At 33.9% G+C, this 17,336-nt stretch carries 14 protein-coding genes; 1 reads left to right on the top strand and 13 read right to left on the bottom strand.

The features are described 5' to 3' along the window. Nucleotides 1-467: 467 nt before the first annotated feature. A complete protein-coding gene (gene lgt, locus ACZM4J_RS03480) occupies nt 468-1,349 on the bottom strand; it encodes a prolipoprotein diacylglyceryl transferase (protein WP_117999108.1) in 882 nt (293 codons plus the stop codon). A gap of 279 nt (nt 1,350-1,628) precedes the next feature. Between lgt and ychF the strand changes: the two genes are divergently transcribed. Then, a complete protein-coding gene (gene ychF / locus ACZM4J_RS03475; protein WP_022166258.1) occupies nt 1,629-2,726 on the top strand; it encodes a redox-regulated ATPase YchF in 1,098 nt (365 codons plus the stop codon). Between the two features lie 248 nt (nt 2,727-2,974). On the opposite strand, the gene rpe is transcribed toward ychF, so the two are convergent. The 12 genes from rpe to ACZM4J_RS03415 form a co-directional block, all read right to left on the bottom strand. Further along, nucleotides 2,975-3,634: a ribulose-phosphate 3-epimerase gene (rpe, locus tag ACZM4J_RS03470; protein ID WP_022166259.1), complete on the bottom strand. Its 660-nt coding sequence runs from the start codon at nt 3,632-3,634 to the stop codon at nt 2,975-2,977. A gap of 26 nt (nt 3,635-3,660) precedes the next feature. Next, nucleotides 3,661-4,527 (bottom strand): ribosome small subunit-dependent GTPase A, encoded by an 867-nt coding sequence (gene rsgA, locus ACZM4J_RS03465; protein WP_428245269.1) that lies wholly within the window; start codon nt 4,525-4,527, stop codon nt 3,661-3,663. A 198-nt stretch (nt 4,528-4,725) separates the two neighbouring features. Then, nucleotides 4,726-6,747 carry a Stk1 family PASTA domain-containing Ser/Thr kinase gene (pknB, locus tag ACZM4J_RS03460; protein WP_302689209.1) on the bottom strand — a complete coding sequence of 674 codons (2,022 nt, stop codon included), beginning with the start codon at nt 6,745-6,747 and terminating at the stop codon, nt 4,726-4,728. Nucleotides 6,748-6,751: 4 nt separating this feature from the next. After that, nucleotides 6,752-7,507, bottom strand: a complete 756-nt coding sequence (locus ACZM4J_RS03455; protein WP_022165810.1) for a Stp1/IreP family PP2C-type Ser/Thr phosphatase — start codon at nt 7,505-7,507, stop codon at nt 6,752-6,754. Beyond that, nucleotides 7,500-8,558, bottom strand: coding sequence for a dual-specificity RNA methyltransferase RlmN (rlmN, locus tag ACZM4J_RS03450; protein ID WP_118436862.1), 1,059 nt, complete (start codon nt 8,556-8,558; stop codon nt 7,500-7,502). The genes ACZM4J_RS03455 and rlmN overlap by 8 nt, the downstream gene beginning before the upstream one ends. Before the next feature lies 1 nt (nt 8,559). Then, entirely contained in the window at nt 8,560-9,912 is a 1,353-nt protein-coding gene (gene rsmB / locus ACZM4J_RS03445; RefSeq protein ID WP_022165808.1) for a 16S rRNA (cytosine(967)-C(5))-methyltransferase RsmB, read from the bottom strand. Then, a complete protein-coding gene (locus ACZM4J_RS03440; protein ID WP_022165807.1) occupies nt 9,902-10,609 on the bottom strand; it encodes a zinc metallopeptidase in 708 nt (235 codons plus the stop codon). The genes rsmB and ACZM4J_RS03440 overlap by 11 nt, the downstream gene beginning before the upstream one ends. Nucleotides 10,610-10,641: 32 nt before the next feature. Then, the gene (fmt, locus tag ACZM4J_RS03435; RefSeq protein WP_489485618.1) at nt 10,642-11,562 is read right to left on the bottom strand and encodes a methionyl-tRNA formyltransferase; all 921 of its coding nucleotides are present in this window, start codon (nt 11,560-11,562) and stop codon (nt 10,642-10,644) included. Between the two features lie 92 nt (nt 11,563-11,654). Further along, nucleotides 11,655-12,146, bottom strand: a complete 492-nt coding sequence (gene def / locus ACZM4J_RS03430) for a peptide deformylase (protein WP_302689211.1) — start codon at nt 12,144-12,146, stop codon at nt 11,655-11,657. A gap of 14 nt (nt 12,147-12,160) precedes the next feature. Then, nucleotides 12,161-14,389, bottom strand: coding sequence for a replication restart helicase PriA (priA, locus tag ACZM4J_RS03425; RefSeq protein WP_022165804.1), 2,229 nt, complete (start codon nt 14,387-14,389; stop codon nt 12,161-12,163). A gap of 55 nt (nt 14,390-14,444) precedes the next feature. Next, nucleotides 14,445-15,290 carry a bifunctional methylenetetrahydrofolate dehydrogenase/methenyltetrahydrofolate cyclohydrolase FolD gene (gene folD, locus ACZM4J_RS03420; RefSeq protein WP_117999119.1) on the bottom strand — a complete coding sequence of 282 codons (846 nt, stop codon included), beginning with the start codon at nt 15,288-15,290 and terminating at the stop codon, nt 14,445-14,447. 371 nt (nt 15,291-15,661) lie between these two features. Continuing rightward, nucleotides 15,662-17,332 carry a formate--tetrahydrofolate ligase gene (locus ACZM4J_RS03415; protein ID WP_022165802.1) on the bottom strand — a complete coding sequence of 557 codons (1,671 nt, stop codon included), beginning with the start codon at nt 17,330-17,332 and terminating at the stop codon, nt 15,662-15,664. Between the last annotated feature and the right edge of the window lie 4 nt (nt 17,333-17,336).

Raw genomic sequence — 17,336 nt, 5'->3', positions numbered from 1 at the left:
ACTCACCTACTCTTGTCTTCTGCTTAATTCTTAATATTTTCACCACTTTTTACCACTTTATGGGTAAAATTCACCACTCATAGGTAAATTCTATACCATTTCCATCACTATTGCAACCATTTTTTTATTTTTTATGAAATTAATTTTGTGGTATTTTCTCCCACAAATAGGGCTGTTTTTCTATTTTTCACATGATAATTTACGCCTGGTGGGGAAATTTTCCTATTTTTTCATATTTTTGTGGGGAAAAATATTTTTTAACCATTTCTGTGCAAAAATAAAAAATATAGTTTTCCCCTAAGCTTGACAAATAGCAAAAAAAGAAAAACTGTCAGGTCGACTTACACACTAGGTGTTATCAACATAACAGTTTCTCTTTTCAGTTATTTCTTATTTAATTTCTTATTTAATTTTTAATTCAGTTTATAATCTACTTTATATCATTTATTATTTTTTTCATATTTTTATTACTGTTGTGCTCTTTTTATCTGCACACGTTTAACAATTATTATAGTCAGTGCTACCGCCGCAACTACTATTGACAATGCCTGAGATACCGGCCACCCCGTTACAGGCATTATTAACTGGTCTGTTCTCATGCCTTCTATAATGGCTCTGCCTGTTCCATAGCCAAGTAAATACCATAATAAAATCTCGCCATCAAATTTTTTCTTTTTTCTGAAAGTAAGCATTAATATTAGAACACACAGGTTCCAAAGGGATTCGTATAAAAATGTTGGTTGTACCTGTATATATCCTATTTCACTTAATGTTTTGCCTTTCAATGTTTCCATCCCCTGTCTTACTGCATCAGGCACCTGAGATATGCTGTATTTATCACCGAAGAATATTTTCATCATTAATGGGCTGGAGTCTTTTGCTACCCCACCGAAAGCTTCTCTATTAAAGAAGTTGCCCCATCTTCCTATAATCTGTCCAAGTATTAAACCGTATACTGCAGTGTCTGCAATTTTTTTAAACGAAATTTTTTTCACCCTTGTATATATTAAACATACAAGTACCCCTGCTATTACACCACCGTAAATTGCAAGTCCACCTTCTCTTATATTTAATATTTCGTTTGGATGTTTTCCATAATAATCCCAACTGAAAATTACATAATATAATCTTGCTCCGATTACACTAAAAATAATGGCATATAATGCAAAATCAATGTATTCGTTATAGTCCTGACCTGAAGTCTTTGCTATATAACAAACAAGTGCAATGCCTAAAATCATACCCAGGGCAATTATGCACCCGTAAAAAGCGATATCCACCCCAAAGAAATTAAAACTCTTAGGTAAATTTTCTATATTAATGTGTAAATTTGGAAATTGAATGTCCATGTGTCTCTCCTTATTTTTGCTAATTATCTCACATTACAACATATATAAGATTCATATTTATGGTAAATAACTAATCCTTATACGGGAACAGAAACTTCGTATTGCAAGATCACCTTTTTCTGTTTTTTATCTTATCAGTTACAGGAAATATATTCAACCCCAAGCAAATATTATTGCCCACCCTACCATAACTATTAATATCTATTATTGTGCATTGCCCCACTTGTAAAAATATGATAAACTTACCTTTGGTATTACCAAAGAATGGAGGAACAAAAAATGAAATTAGGTATAGTTGGTTTACCAAATGTAGGTAAAAGTACTTTATTTAATTCTTTAACAAAAGCCGGTGCTGAATCAGCAAACTACCCTTTTTGTACTATTGATCCAAATGTAGGTGTTGTTTCTGTTCCGGATGAGAGATTAGATAAATTAACAGCAATGTACAACTCAGCAAAAACTATTCCTGCCGTAATCGAATTCGTTGATATTGCAGGACTTGTAAAAGGAGCTTCAAAAGGTGAAGGTTTAGGAAACCAGTTCCTTGCTAACATTCGTGAAGTTGATGCTATCGTACATGTTGTAAGATGTTTTGAAGACACAAACGTTATCCATGTAGACGGAAGCGTTGATCCTATTAGAGATATTGAAACAATTAATCTTGAATTAATTTTCTCTGATGTTGAAATATTAGAAAGAAGAATTGCAAAGACAACAAGAGGCGCAAGAAATGACAAGGTACTTGCAAAAGAACTTGATTTCCAGCAAAGAATGAAGAAATTCCTTGAAGATGGAAATCTTGCTATTAAATTTGAAACTGAAGACGAAGATGAACTTGCATGGCTTCAGGAATATAACTTATTAACAGCTAAGCCTGTTATTTTTGCAGCTAACGTTTCAGAAGATGATTTAGCTGATGATGGCAACTCAAATAACCATGTTGCCGCTGTTAGAAAATTTGCAGCAGACAATAACTGCGAAGTTTTTGTTATTAGTGCAGAAATCGAACAGGAAATTGCAGAACTTGACGACGATGAAAAGCAAATGTTCTTAGAAGACTTAGGCATTAAGCAGTCAGGATTAGATAAATTAATTCAGGCAAGCTACTCTCTTCTTGGACTTATCAGTTACCTTACTTCAGGCGAAGATGAAACAAGAGCCTGGACAATCAAGAAAGGAACTAAAGCTCCACAGGCTGCCGGCAAAATCCATACTGATTTTGAAAGAGGCTTTATTTGTGCAGAAGTTGTTGCCTACGATGACTTAATTAAATGTGGTTCTATGAAAGATGCAAAAGAAGCCGGTTTAGTTGGTCTTCAGGGTAAAGACTATGTTGTAAAAGACGGCGACGTTATTACATTTAGATTTAATGTTTAATTATTATGTAGTAGAATTTTCCGAAAATTTACTATTATATAATAGAGGATGTTGTTTGCGACATTCTCTCCATTACATAAAAAGCGTAAGATTAACATTTCTAATCTTACGCTTTTTATGTAATATTTTTTCTTTTTCATATCTAAAAAACTTTATGAGCCACTACCTTCTATTCCACTTAAAAGACTACAATAAAGCACATCTATAATAGAGTACGCTGTACTAACTCATGTTATCTTATCTAATATTTATTTTACATTTTCAAAGATTTCTTTAAAGTTTTTAATATTTCCTTCCACATCACCTTTGTATACTGCCGAACCTGCAACTATTACATTGGCACCTGCTTTAATTGGTGTTTCAACATTAGCTGTTGTAATTCCACCATCTACCTGTATAAGTAAATCTTTATTTTCTAAATTTGCTTTTTCTCTAATTACTTTTACCTTGTCTGTACAATCATCTATGTATGACTGACCACCGAATCCCGGATGTACTGTCATTACTAAAACCATGTCAACATCATTAATGTATGGGAACACTTCTTCTGCTTTTGTTTCAGGATTTATCGCCAAGCCCACTTTCATGCCCTGTTTTTTGATTTCATCAATAGTTTCTTTTACGTTCTCACAGGCTTCCACATGTATTGTAAGCAAATCTGCGCCTGCAGCTTTAAATTCTTTAATATATCTGATTGGTTCCTTTATCATCAAGTGTACGTCAAAAAATTTTGAGGTGTAACTTCTGATTGCCTTAATAACAGGCATACCAAAAGAAATATTTGGAACGAAAATTCCATCCATAACATCCACATGAATCCAATCGCAGCCACCTACATCGATTCTTTTTACGTCCTGTCCTAAATTTGCAAAATCTGCTGATAAAATTGATGGTGATAATTTAATCATAATTCTCTCCTTATTTATTTCTTATTTTAATATCTCTGTTTTTCCATTTCTTTTAATTCATTATACATTAAAATATAATTATCATATCTTGACTGTGCAATTTTGTTTTCCTCTAAAGCATCCTTTATAGCACAGTCTGGCTCGTTATTGTGAGCGCAACCTACAAAACGACAATTATTAAGATGTTCTCCAAATTCTGGGAAACAGTCCTCTAACTTTTCTTTTGTCATTCCCGGAACAAACAGTGAACTAAATCCCGGCGTGTCAAACACAAATGTATCCTTGTCAATCTCAAACATTTCAGAATGTCTTGTTGTATGACGGCCTCTTCCTATTTTTTCACTTACACTTCCTGTTTCCATTGTGTAATCTTTTGTCAATGCGTTGAGCATTGAAGATTTTCCAACACCTGAAGGACCTGCAAAAACAGTTGTCTTTCCCTTCAGGAGTTCTTTTACTTTATGCACGCCTTCGTCTTCTGTGGCACTGGCAAATATTACTTTGTATCCGGCAAGGTTATAAATATTTTTCAGATAATCCATATATTCTTCATTGCCAATATCTTTTTTATTGAAGCATATAATAGTTTCAATATTCTGATACTCCATCATTACAAGAAATCTGTCTAGAAGATTCAAATTAGGATCCGGTTGTTTTACTGCAAAAACTATCATAGCCTGATCTATGTTAGAAACAGCCGGTCTTATTAATTCATTTTCTCTTTCTTTTATTAAAGTTATATTACCTTTTTTCTTTTCCTCATCAATAATGTCAATTTCAACATTGTCGCCTACTAACGGTTTTATCTTTTTATTTCGGAAAACGCCTTTTGCCTTACACTCGTATATATTTTCCTCTGCTATTACATAATAAAATCCCGCTATTCCTTTTATTATCTTGCCCTGCTTTTTAATAATATCACCCTCACTTGTATTTAATAAATAATATACTGTGACGAATCACCTATACTTAATATAAATAATCTGCCTTGACAAATCACTTGTGCATATTATAAATATCCACCTTAGCAAATTATATGTTTGTGTATTTTAGTTTCACATAGATAAGTCCACCCTTACGGGTGGGCTTTTCTATTTAAATTTAACTGTATCTTTCTTTACACTCTTTCCATTTACGAACAACTCAATAGTAGCTTTCCCCTTTGTTTCGCTGGTTAAGTCCATTGTGTAATCTCCATCCCACTTAGAAACATCTGAGTATTTTTTGTCTACTTTCTGTAAAACTTCGTCAACAGCAACACTTACAACACCTTCTGTAATAGGATTTCCATCAGAGTCAACTAAATCTTCCAAAGCAAATGTATATGTTGCCTTGTACTCTTCCGGATTTTCCGGTCCTTTACTTACTACTAAACCTATTGTAGCCCCTGATGGGATTGAAGTACCGGCTTTAAGAGTCTGTCTGATAACAATTCCTTTTTCAATTTTTTCATCGTAAACTTCTCTAACAGCACCAATGCTAAATCCTGATGATGAAATCTTAGCTTGAGCTTTTCCCTGTTCCATTCCTACTAAATTAGGCACTGTGTATACACTCTGATTATTGCTTACTGTTCTTCCTCTACTTACTTTTAAAGTAACAATACTGTTCTTTGAAACAGATGCTCTTTCTGATGGTGAACATGAAATAACCACATCAATACTTCTGTCACTGTATTCATATACAACCTCAGTTTTAAGACCTGCTTTTTTGATTGTATCTTTGGCTGTTTCCAATGAAGAATTTACAATACCTGATGGAACTGTAATTTTCTTTGCTCCCTTACTTACTACCAAAGTAACTGTTTCGTTTCTATCAACCATTTTTCCTGAATCAATAGACTGTGAAACAATTGTATCTTTAGGATAAATATCGCTATATACATAATTTGAATCATATTTATATCCTAAGTAGTTTTTATGAAGTAATTGTTCTGCATCATCTAAAGTCTGACCTAAAACATTAGGTACAATAGTCTTATCTGATGGAACAGTTGAAACCTCTACTGTTTCTGCTTTTTTTGCGAAATCAAAATTATTATCACTAATAAATAATGTTGCTACTACAGTTGCAATTAATAAAGCGATAATTCCAATAATAATTCCACCAACAGACACAATTCTGTCCATTTTAGGATTTAATTTATCAATATCGTTTTCGTCATCTAAAGTATCTTCAACTGTATCTTTTCTATTATCACTTGAGCCTTTTCTAATTTGGTTAATTTCATCATCTGTAATCATGACTGTTGAACCACCAATGTTTGATGTGTCCAACTGTACAAAATCAACATTTGGTTCTGCCAAAGCTCTTTTTAAATCTGATATAAGTAATGATATCTTTGGATATCTCCTGTCAGCTTTGTTCTGTGTACATTTAAGAATAATCTTCTCAATGCTTACAGGCACCGTTGGTACATATTCACGTACACTTGGCACATTGCTCTGAATATGCTTAAGAGCAATTGACACAGTTGATTCTCCGTCAAAAGGAACGCGACCTGTGTACATTTCAAACATTGTAATACCAAGGGAATATATGTCACTTTTCTCGTCAACATATTGTCCGCCTGCCTGTTCAGGAGATATATAATGCACAGATCCCATTGCATTTCCGTTAATTGTATTGGCAGATGCTGCCCTTGCAATACCGAAATCTGTTACTTTTACCTTACCTTCTCTGGATATTAAAATATTCTGTGGTTTAATATCCCTATGAACAATTTGATTGTTATGGGCACACTCAATTCCGTTGGCAATCTGGATTGCTATGCTAATTGTCTCTCTAAAAGAAAGCTTGCCCTTTTTCTCAATATATTTTTTTAAAGTTATGCCTTCAATAAGTTCCATAACTATGTAATATAGTCCATCATCTTCACCTACATCATATACATTTACAATGTTAGGGTGAATAAGACTTGCAGCTGACTGTGCCTCTACTCTGAATTTTGATACAAAATTCTTATCTTTGCTATATTCTGATTTTAATACTTTTATAGCAACATTTCTGTTTAATTTATGATCTTTTGCTTTATAGACATCAGACATACCACCTGCTCCAACAGGATTAATAATCTCATATCTGTTATTTATAAAATTCCCTTTTTCCAACATAGTTTTACTCCTTGCCCAATACAGGTTGTATTAGAATTGCTGATATATTATCCTTTCCACCATTCTCATTTGCCTGATCAATCAATGCTCTTACTGCATCCTCGATTCTTTCGTTTTTGGTTACTATCTTTTTAATTTCATAGTCCTCAACCATATTTGTAAGACCATCTGAGCATAGCAAAAGCTTCTCACCGTCTGATATTTCTATTTCAAAAATATCAGGTGTTGCAGTTCTGTCATCTGCCACCCCTATAGCTTTTGTTATTACATTCTTTTTGTAATGAGTTTTTGCTTCCTCCTTGTCAATCATTCCCATTCTTACCATATCTTCAACAAGAGAATGATCTCTTGTAATCTGTCTGATATCTCTACCGATTAAATATAATCTGCTATCCCCAACATTAGCAATATATACATGATTATCCACTATTGAGCACGCTACAAAAGTAGTTCCCATACCACTATAATCCTTGTTTGAAATTGCCATGTCATATATTTCTTTATTAATTGATATAATTCCTGAATCTAAAATATTTGCAGGATCTGACATATGAGTTGTACATGCATACTTTACGAACTTCTCAATTGCAGCCCTGGATGCAACGTCACCCGCCTTATGTCCTCCCATACCGTCAGCAACAATAAAAAGATTAGGGAGCTTACCTATTGGTTCAATAGATGTGAAAATACTGTCCTGATTAATTGTTCTCATTAATCCAACGTCTGTTTTTCCAAAAGCATTTATTATTTCTCTAGACATTGCTTTCCTCCTTTCTTCCTTTCATTGCCTCGTTTCTAAGCTGTCCACAGGCACCGTTAATATCTCTGCCCATTTCCCTTCTTATAGTAACATTTATCTTATTTTTTTCAACCCTGTTTTTAAACTGCTCTACTGCTTTTTTACCGGATTGAACATAATCGCGTTCTTTTATAGGATTTACAGGTATAAGATTAATATGGCAATTCATTCCTTTTACTAATCTGCATAAAGCATCGGCTTCTTCCACAGTATCATTCTGTCCGGCCACAAGACTATATTCAAAAGTAATTCTTCTGCCTGTTTTGGCAAAATAATTTTTGCAGGCATTTATTACTTCATCAATAGAATACTTATATGCAATAGGCATTAAGCTTTTTCTTGTTTCGTTGTTTGATGCATGAAGTGATAATGCTAAAGTTATTTGAAAATGCATGTCTGCCAACTCATTAATCTTCGGTACAATTCCACATGTTGAAAGTGTTATGTTTCTCTGACTGATGTTAGCTCCATTTTCATCTGAAATCATCTGAATGAATTTAACTACATTATCAAAGTTGTCCATAGGTTCCCCGCTTCCCATAAGAACTACATTGGAAACTTTTTCATTAATGTCTTTCTCAATTTCATATATCTGTCCTAACAATTCAGAAGTTGTCAGATTGCGCTCTAAGCCATTTAAAGTTGAAGCACAAAATCTACAGCCCATTCTGCAACCTGACTGTGTTGATATGCATACTGAATTACCATGATGATATCTCATAAGAACACTCTCTATTATGGAGCCGCCTTTTATTTCAAAAAGATATTTTCTTGTACCATCAATTTTCGAAATTAGAACTTCATGCTTTTTTACATTTCTAATTTCATACTGGTCATTTAATTTTTGTCTTAAGGCCTTTGATATGTTTGTCATTTCTTCAAAATCTGTAACTTTTTCTTTATGCAACCACTGATAAATCTGTTTCGCCCTAAAAGACTTTTCACCGATTTTTTCCATTTCTTCTTTTAATTCTTTCAAATTAAAAGACTTTATATCCTTCTTTTCGTCCATATTAATCCTTTATTTTTTCAAATACTGATATGAAAAATCCGTCCATGTTGTAATCTCCTGGGAATATTTGAATCATGCCATTCCCATTATCTAACTTCTTTGGAAAAAGCTCTCCAAAATCAGTTCTTCTCAATGGTAAATTTTTCTCTATCCATTCTACATTTTCATTATTTTCGTATTTGTTTACAGTACATGTACTGTAGACTAATCTACCACCTATTTTAACATACTTACATGCCTGCTCTAATATCTTTCTTTGAATTTCCACTAACTGAAAAATCTGTTTCTTAGAAACATTGTGCTTTATGTCACTTTTATTTCCAATAATTCCAAGTCCTGAGCATGGAACATCTGCAATAACAACATCTGCTTTTCCAATAGCCTCTTTGTCCTCTTTTGTTCCATCCCAAACCTTTGTTTCTATATTTTTAATTTTCATTCGGGAAATATTTTCTTTAATTAATCTTTCTTTATTCTCTGTTAAGTCTCTTGCCTGAACCGTTCCTGTTCCATTCATAAGCTGGCTTATGTGAATACTCTTCCCGCCTGGAGCCGCACAAACATCCATAACATAATCATTTTCTTTAACTCCACTTGCAAGACCTACTAATATGGAACTTTCGTCCTGTACAGTTATTATGCCATCTTCAAACAACTTTAATTTTTCAAGAGAATCGTAACCTTTAATATACAAAGCATTTCCATAAAGTTCTGATTGTTTTACGGAAATATTTTCCTTTTCAAACTCAACAATAACCTGCTTAGGTGACATCTTATTAGAATCTACTCGTATGGTTGTGTATTCATTTGTTTCATACAAACTATTTAAAATCTGTTCTGTTCTCTCAATTCCATACTGCTGGGACCACATTTCTATTATCCACATAGGAATTGAATAACACACAGACAAATATTCTTTTTTATCTTTTGGATATTCTATTTTATCAAGACTTCTTGATATGTTTCTTAAAACACCATTAACAAAACCTTTTAGCCCTGACATTTTTCTTTTATTAACAAGCTTCACTGCCTCATTGCAGGCTGCCGAGTCAGGTACATTGTTCATGTATTTAAGCTGATATACAGAAAGTCTGATTATATTTCTAATTACCTGCTTCATTTTTGAAACTTTTGTTTTTGAAAATTGATTAATAATATAATCAAGCTCTATTTGTCTTTCAATTGTGCCTTTAAACAAAACAGTTACAAATGCTCTTTTCTGTTTATCTAAATAATCGTAACTGTCTAATGTTTCTTTTAAAACAATATGACTTTTTGCTCCGTCCTCTACTTTACAAAGCATAGTTAAAACACTATTTCTTAAATTGACCTGTGGATTACCATTAGTCGTCATCTCGTCCTCCAAACAATAGGATTAATCTTAATAACTGTAAAATCGATGATGCTGCTGCCGCAACGTATGTTAAAGCTGCTGCCCCTAGTACCTTTTTGGTACATTTTAATTCTGATGTTCCAAAAATACCTGTGGATTCCAAAACTCTAATGGCTCTGTTTGACGCATTAAACTCTACAGGCAATGTGACAATTTGAAATAAAACGGCTAAAGAAAAGGCAAATATACCAATATTAATCATTGTCTGACCTGTTCCCTGTCCATAAAAGATAATACCTATAATAATTAAAACCCATGATAATCTTGAACCCCAGTTAGCAAATGGTACTAGCGCATTTCTAACGGATATTGGTGCATAGCCTTTGTTGTGCTGCATTGCATGACCACACTCATGAGCCGCCACACCAATTGCCGCTACACTTGTGCTTCCGTAAGTTGCATCTGACAAACTTAATACCTTTGTTGATGGGTTATAGTTATCTGTAAGATTACCTGAAATATGTCTGATTGACACATCATATATCCCCTGTGATTCCAAAATTCTCTGTGCTGCCTGAGCACCTGTCATTCCCGAATTGCTTCTCACTCTTGAATATTTATTAAATGTTGAATTAACATGAGCCGATGCTGCCAGACATAAAGCCATGCCAATAATAATCAAAATATATGTTGGATCAAAATAAAAACCGTAAAGCATACAACTACCTCCTGTTTAAAACTTCATATAGTTTAACCTAATTTCGTAGAATTTATTTTATATCCATTTAAAAAGGATACAACGTCCATTCTTTTCTTCCCCTGTAACTGTAATTCCTTAATGTCCAAATAGCCATATGCTGTGGCAACTTTTAATGTTTTATTTGTACTAATAATTGTTCCCGGCTCTTCTGCTACTTCTTCATCTATAACATCTGCATCCCATATTTTTAATACCTTTTCATCAAGATATGTAAATGCACTTGGCCATGGATTAAGTCCTCTGATTAGTCGCTCGATTTCTTCTGCTGACTTTGTAAAATCTATATGACCTAATTCTTTTGTGATTTTACCTGCATAAGTTGACTTATCATCATCCTGTGGAGTAGTTAATGCAGTATTATTTTCCAACTTCTCTAATGTTTCTAAAATAAGACTACCACCTGTAATTGCTAATTTATCAAAAAGACTGCCACCTGTTTCTTTTTTATCTAATTCCACAATCTTCTTGTCTATTATGTCACCTGTATCAAGTCCTTCTGCCATGTACATTGTTGTAACACCACTTTCCTTTTTGCCATCAATTACAGCCCATTGAATTGGCGCTGCTCCTCTATATTCAGGAAGCAATGATGCATGAACATTTATGCAACCGTATTTTGGTAAATCCAAAATTTCTTTTGAGAGAATCTGTCCAAATGCAATTACTACAATCACATCAGGCTTTAATTCTTTTAATACTTGAACAAATTCAGGATTCTTGACTTTTTCAGGCTGATAAACAGGTATATTTAGTTCTACCGCCTTTTCTTTTACAGGAGTAAACTGCATTTTATGTCCACGTCCCTTTGGTCTGTCCTGCTGTGTTACAACTGCCACAACCTCATGTTTGTCTGCAATTTTTTCTAAAGCCGGAACTGAAAAATCCGGTGTTCCCATAAATACTACTCTCATATACTCCTCCATTAATAAGCACAATTATATACTGTACCTTACTATTATCTGTTTTTCTCTCTGTAGTTATAAGTAACTGTCTCTGCAATTACTTATTCTTCACCTTGTAACTCTTCGTTATTGTATAAACGACCTTCTACTTTATCTACATAGATTACACCATCTAAATGGTCATTTTCATGAAGAATACATCTTGCAAGTAAGCCTTCAGCTTCCATTTCAAATTCTTCCATTTTTTCATTGTAAGCTCTGACTTTTACCCAGTTGGCTCTTGTTACCTTACCTGATTTTCCCGGTACACTAAGACAACCTTCATAATCTGTCTGACTACCGTCTCTATCTAAAATTTCAGGATTAATGAATACATATGGCACACTGTTTCCTTCTTCATCGCCACAGTCAATTACAAAAATTCTTTTAAGAATTCCAACCTGTGGTGCTGCAAGTCCAACACCATTTGCTTCATACATTGTGTCAAACATGTCGCCTATTAAAATCTTTGTTCTAAGATTAACATCTTTTACAGGCTTGCATACCTTTCTTAAACATTCTTCTCCTAATTCTCTAATATTTCTTATAGCCATTTTTATCTCCTTTACTACGCTTTAAAATCAAATTGTATATTAATTTTTTTGAATTTCTGTGAACTGTTTATAACATCTTCTAAATAATTTTTTAATTGGATAATTCCCTGTCTGCTGTCACTTTTTAAGTAAATTATTTTTCGGTATATGTCATTTATTTTTCCTACAGGTGGATCTGCCGGTCCAATAACAAACAGTTCCTTAAAATATTTATCTTTGTAATTCTTTATTATTTCCACTAAATAATTAGTAACTTCTATTAATTGCTTCTGTTCTCTTCCCTGAAGTAAAATGGAAACCATGTTCGATACCGGCGGATACTTCATAAGTTTTCTGTAAGCAATTTCTTCTTCATAGAATTCTTCATAATTTTGTCTGCCTGCTGTTTCGATGCTGTAATTGTCAGGTGAATAGGTCTGGACAATGGCAATGCCCGGCAATTCACCTCTACCGGCTCTACCTGCTGCCTGGCAAATAAGTTGAAATGTTCTTTCATTTGCACAATAGTCTGATGAATACAATGACATGTCAGCTGCAATTACACCTACTAAGGTAACTCCTGGAAAGTCATGACCTTTTACAATCATTTGTGTACCAACTAAAATATCAGCTTCTCTGTTAGCAAAGGCTGATAAAATTTCGTCGTGCCCACCTTTTTTTGAAGTTGTGTCTGCATCCATTCGCAAAACTCTTGCGTGAGGAAACATTTTCTTTACGGCAGTTTCAATTTGCTGGGTTCCTATTCCAAAGCCGCCCAAATATTTAGAACCACATTTTGGACAAAGTGTAGGCATATTTTCTGTATGACCACAATAATGGCAAACTAACTTTCTGTTTCTATGAAGTTTTAACGTTACGTCACAATGGGGACACTTTATTGCTTCACCACAATCTCTACAGGACACAAATCCTGCATAGCCCCTTCTATTTATAAACAACATTGTCTGTTGTTTTTTTTCTAATCTGTCTTTTATCAAATTCTGTAATTCAATACTAAAAATAGATTTATTTTCATTCTTTAATTCTTCTCTTAAATCAACTACATGTACTTCCGGTAAATTACCTTTCTCTCTTTTGTTTAATACATGTAGCTTATACGCGCCATTTTTTGCCCTATAGTAAGATTCTACAGAAGGTGTGGCTGATCCTAATACTAACGTTGCTCCCACGTCTTTTGCTCTTTTTATTGCCACTTCCGTTGCATGATACTTAGGCACTGATTCACTTTTATAGGCGCTTTCATGTTCCTCGTCAATTATTATTAAACCTAAATTCTTAAAAGGTGTAAACAAAGCTGATCTTGGACCTATCATTATGTCAACATCACCGTTTTTTGCTCTTTCAAACTGATCGTATCTCTCACCTTTTGACAATCTTGAATTAATAATTGAAACTCTGTCACCAAACCTTCTTGTAAATCTCATTACAGTTTGGTATGTTAATGCAATCTCCGGTATTAAAACTATTACCGCTTTTCCTTTACTGATTGTATAGTCAATTAAATCTATATATACTTCTGTTTTTCCACTTCCTGTAATTCCATGGATTAAATGAATATTAGGCTTACTGTCATTTCTGAAATCCATAGTTTTTTTTATGTTTTCTGAAACCTGTCTTTGCTGTTCATTTAAAATAATATCATATGCTTTTTGCTCAATTTTTTTAACAGGATTTCTATAGCCTGTGTCAGTTTCTATTATAATATCTCCAAGCTGTTCCATTGCTTTTAATGTGCCTGCTGATATATTTAATTTATCCACAACCAGATTCTTTGATAATCGGTCTGTGTTACTTAATTCATTTAAAAGTCTGACTCTTGCTTTTGCGTTTTTCTTCGTATATGTCTGAATTTTTTCTTCTAACTGTTCCTTAGATAAATTAAGAACAATGGTTTTCTTCTCAATACCTCGTACTGTCTGTTTTACAGGTATTACTGTTTTTAGTGCCTGATTCATAGTTGAACCGTAGTTTTCCTTTATCCACCAGGCAAGTTTAATCAACTCTCCCTCAACTGATGTAGCATTTTCTACAACAGAATGAATTGGTTTCATTTTACTTACATCAAAGCCGGGGGTATCTGTTATTTCAATAACATATCCTGAAATAAGTCTGTTTCCTCTTCCAAAAGGAATCATTACGGCTGTTCCTACGGATATTTTATCTTCAAGTTCTTTAGGTATGATGTATCCGAAAGGACGGTCTAATTTTTCATGTGAAATATCAACTATTATATTTGCAAACATACAACCATCCTTTCATTATAAACATCTTTTTTATGGCTAATAAGTGAATTAGCCTTTATTTGTTTAATTCTACACTTCTTAAGCAGTTCACTAATAACATTGTAACTGTCATAGGGCCAACGCCTCCCGGAACAGGAGTAATTGCACTTGCAACCTGTGAAACCGAATCAAAATCCACATCTCCACATAACTTGCCATTCTCATCTCTGTCCATACCAACGTCAATTATTACAGCACCTTCTTTTACATAATCAGCTGTAACAAACTTAGCTTTTCCAATTGCAGCTATTAAAATATCTGCTCTCTTTGTTACTTCTTTTAAGTCTTTTGTTCTAGAATGAGCAATTGTAACTGTAGCATTTTCTTTTAACATTAACATTGACATTGGTTTACCAACAATGTTACTTCTGCCAATAACAACACATTCCTTGCCTGAAATTTCAACATCTGTTCTTTTTAGCATTTCAATGATACCTGCCGGTGTACATGGAAGAAATGTTTCTTCACCAATAACCATTTTACCAACATTTACAGGATGGAATCCATCAACATCCTTGTTGCTGTCAATTGCAAGTAAAACTTTGCTTTCGTCAATGTGCTTTGGAAGTGGCAACTGTACTAAAATACCATTTACTGCCTTGTCTTCATTTAAGTCATTAACTACTTTTAAAAGTTCTTCTTCTGTTGTTTCTTCAGGAAGTGCTAATGTTCTTGATGTAATGCCTACATATTCACATGCCTTTTCCTTATTTCTTACATAAACTGCTGATGCAGGGTCATTTCCAACTTTAACTACAGCTAACGTAATTTCAACTCCCTGCTTTTTGTATTCAGCTACTTTTTCTTTTAGTTCTTCTTTTATTTCTGCTGAAATAGCTTTTCCATCTATAATCTTTGCCATTTCTTCTCCTTTTTAGTTCTGTTTTATTATTTTGAGAATAAACAAATTAACGAAAGCACGCTTCCGCTGCTTCCAGCTCGTAGCGGTTCTATAAAGCTGCCTTCGTCACCTTTATGAACCGACGGCTTCCAAGCACTTTCTTATAATGTTGTTTATTCTCAAAATTTTCAAAACATACATTTTCTTATTTATTTAATCAATAAATTAACGAAAGCACCCTTCCGCTGCTTCCAGCTCGTAGCGGTTCTATAAAGCTGCCTTCGTCACCTTTATGAACCGACGGCTTCCAAGCACTTTCTTATAATGTTGTTTATTCTCAAAATTTTCAAAACATACATTTTCTTATTTATTTAATCAACTCTGGAGTAATTCTAGAATAATCCTTGAATTTTTCCGTCGTCTGTTAAGTTGATTTCGTATGCTGCCGGTTTCTTTGATAATCCAGGCATTGTCATTACGTTGCCTGTAAGCGCAACTACAAAGCCTGCACCTGCTGAAATATATACGTCTCTTATGTTAATCTTGAATCCTGTAGGTCTTCCTAACTTACTTCTGTCATCTGATAATGAGAACTGAGTTTTGGCCATACATACAGGATAATCGCTGTATCCAAGTTTGTTTACGTTTGCAATTGCTTTTTCTGCTTCAGGTGAGTATGTAACTCCATCTGCGCCGTAAATTTCTTTTGCAATTGTTTCAATTTTTTCTTTAATTGGCATATCATCAGGATATAAAGGTGCATAGTTTGAAGGTTTTGTTTCTATTGTTTCTATAACCTTTTCTGCTAATGCGATTCCGCCTTCTCCACCTTTTGCCCAAACTTCTGCTAATGCGAATTCACATCCTCTTTCTTCACAGAAGTTCTTAATGTATTCATATTCTGCTTCTGTATCTGTAATAAACTGGTTTAATGTTACTACTACAGGCACACCGAATTTCTGTAAGTTTTCAATATGCTTTTCAAGGTTTACAATACCTTTTTCTAAAGCATCGAGATTTTCTTCTGACAAGTCTTCTTTTGCAACACCACCGTTATATTTAAGTGCTCTAACTGTTGCTACTAAAACTACACAATCAGGTTTTAAACCTGCTTTTCTACATTTGATGTCTAAGAACTTTTCTGCTCCAAGGTCAGCACCAAAACCTGCTTCTGTAATAACATAATCTGCCATCTTTAAAGCTGTTTTTGTTGCCTTAACTGAGTTACATCCATGAGCAATGTTTGCAAATGGACCACCATGTACTAATGCAGGTGTATGTTCTAAAGTCTGAATAAGGTTTGGTTTCATGGCATCCTTTAATAATACTGCCATTGAACCTACAGCCTTAACATCTTTTGCTGTAACAGGTTCTCCGTCATATGTATAAGCAACAATAATCTTTCCAAGTCTTTCTTTTAAGTCTGCATAATCTGTTGCCAAGCATAAAATAGCCATAATTTCTGATGCTACTGTAATTACAAAATGATCTTCTCTTACAACACCATCAACCTTACGTCCAAGACCTACAACAATGTTTCTTAATACTCTGTCGTTAATGTCCACACATCTCTTCCAAACAACCTGATTAGGATCAATGTTTAATTCATTACCCTGCTGAATTGAATTATCAAGCATTGCTGCTAAAAGGTTATTTGCTGATGTAATAGCATGAAAATCTCCTGTAAAGTGAAGGTTTAAATCTTCCATTGGTACAACCTGTGCATAACCGCCGCCTGCTGCACCACCCTTGATACCAAAACATGGTCCAAGTGAAGGCTCTCTTAATGCGATAACAGCTTTTTTATTTAATCTACCAAAAGCTTCCCCAAGTCCTACTGTTACTGTTGTCTTTCCTTCTCCTGCCGGTGTAGGGTTAATAGCTGTAACAAGGATTAATTTTCCATCTTCGTTATCTTTGATACTTTCATAGTATTCATTTGAGATTTTTGCTTTATATTTACCATATAATTCTAAATCATCTTCCTGTAATCCTACCCTCTGAGCTACCTCTTTAATTGGTAGCATTTCTGCTTCCTGTGCAATTTCAATGTCTGTTTTCATATGC

The organism is Eubacterium sp., assembly GCF_057858645.1.
Note: the sequence above shows the minus strand (reverse complement) of the source record. Positions and strands in the feature narration are given on the sequence as shown.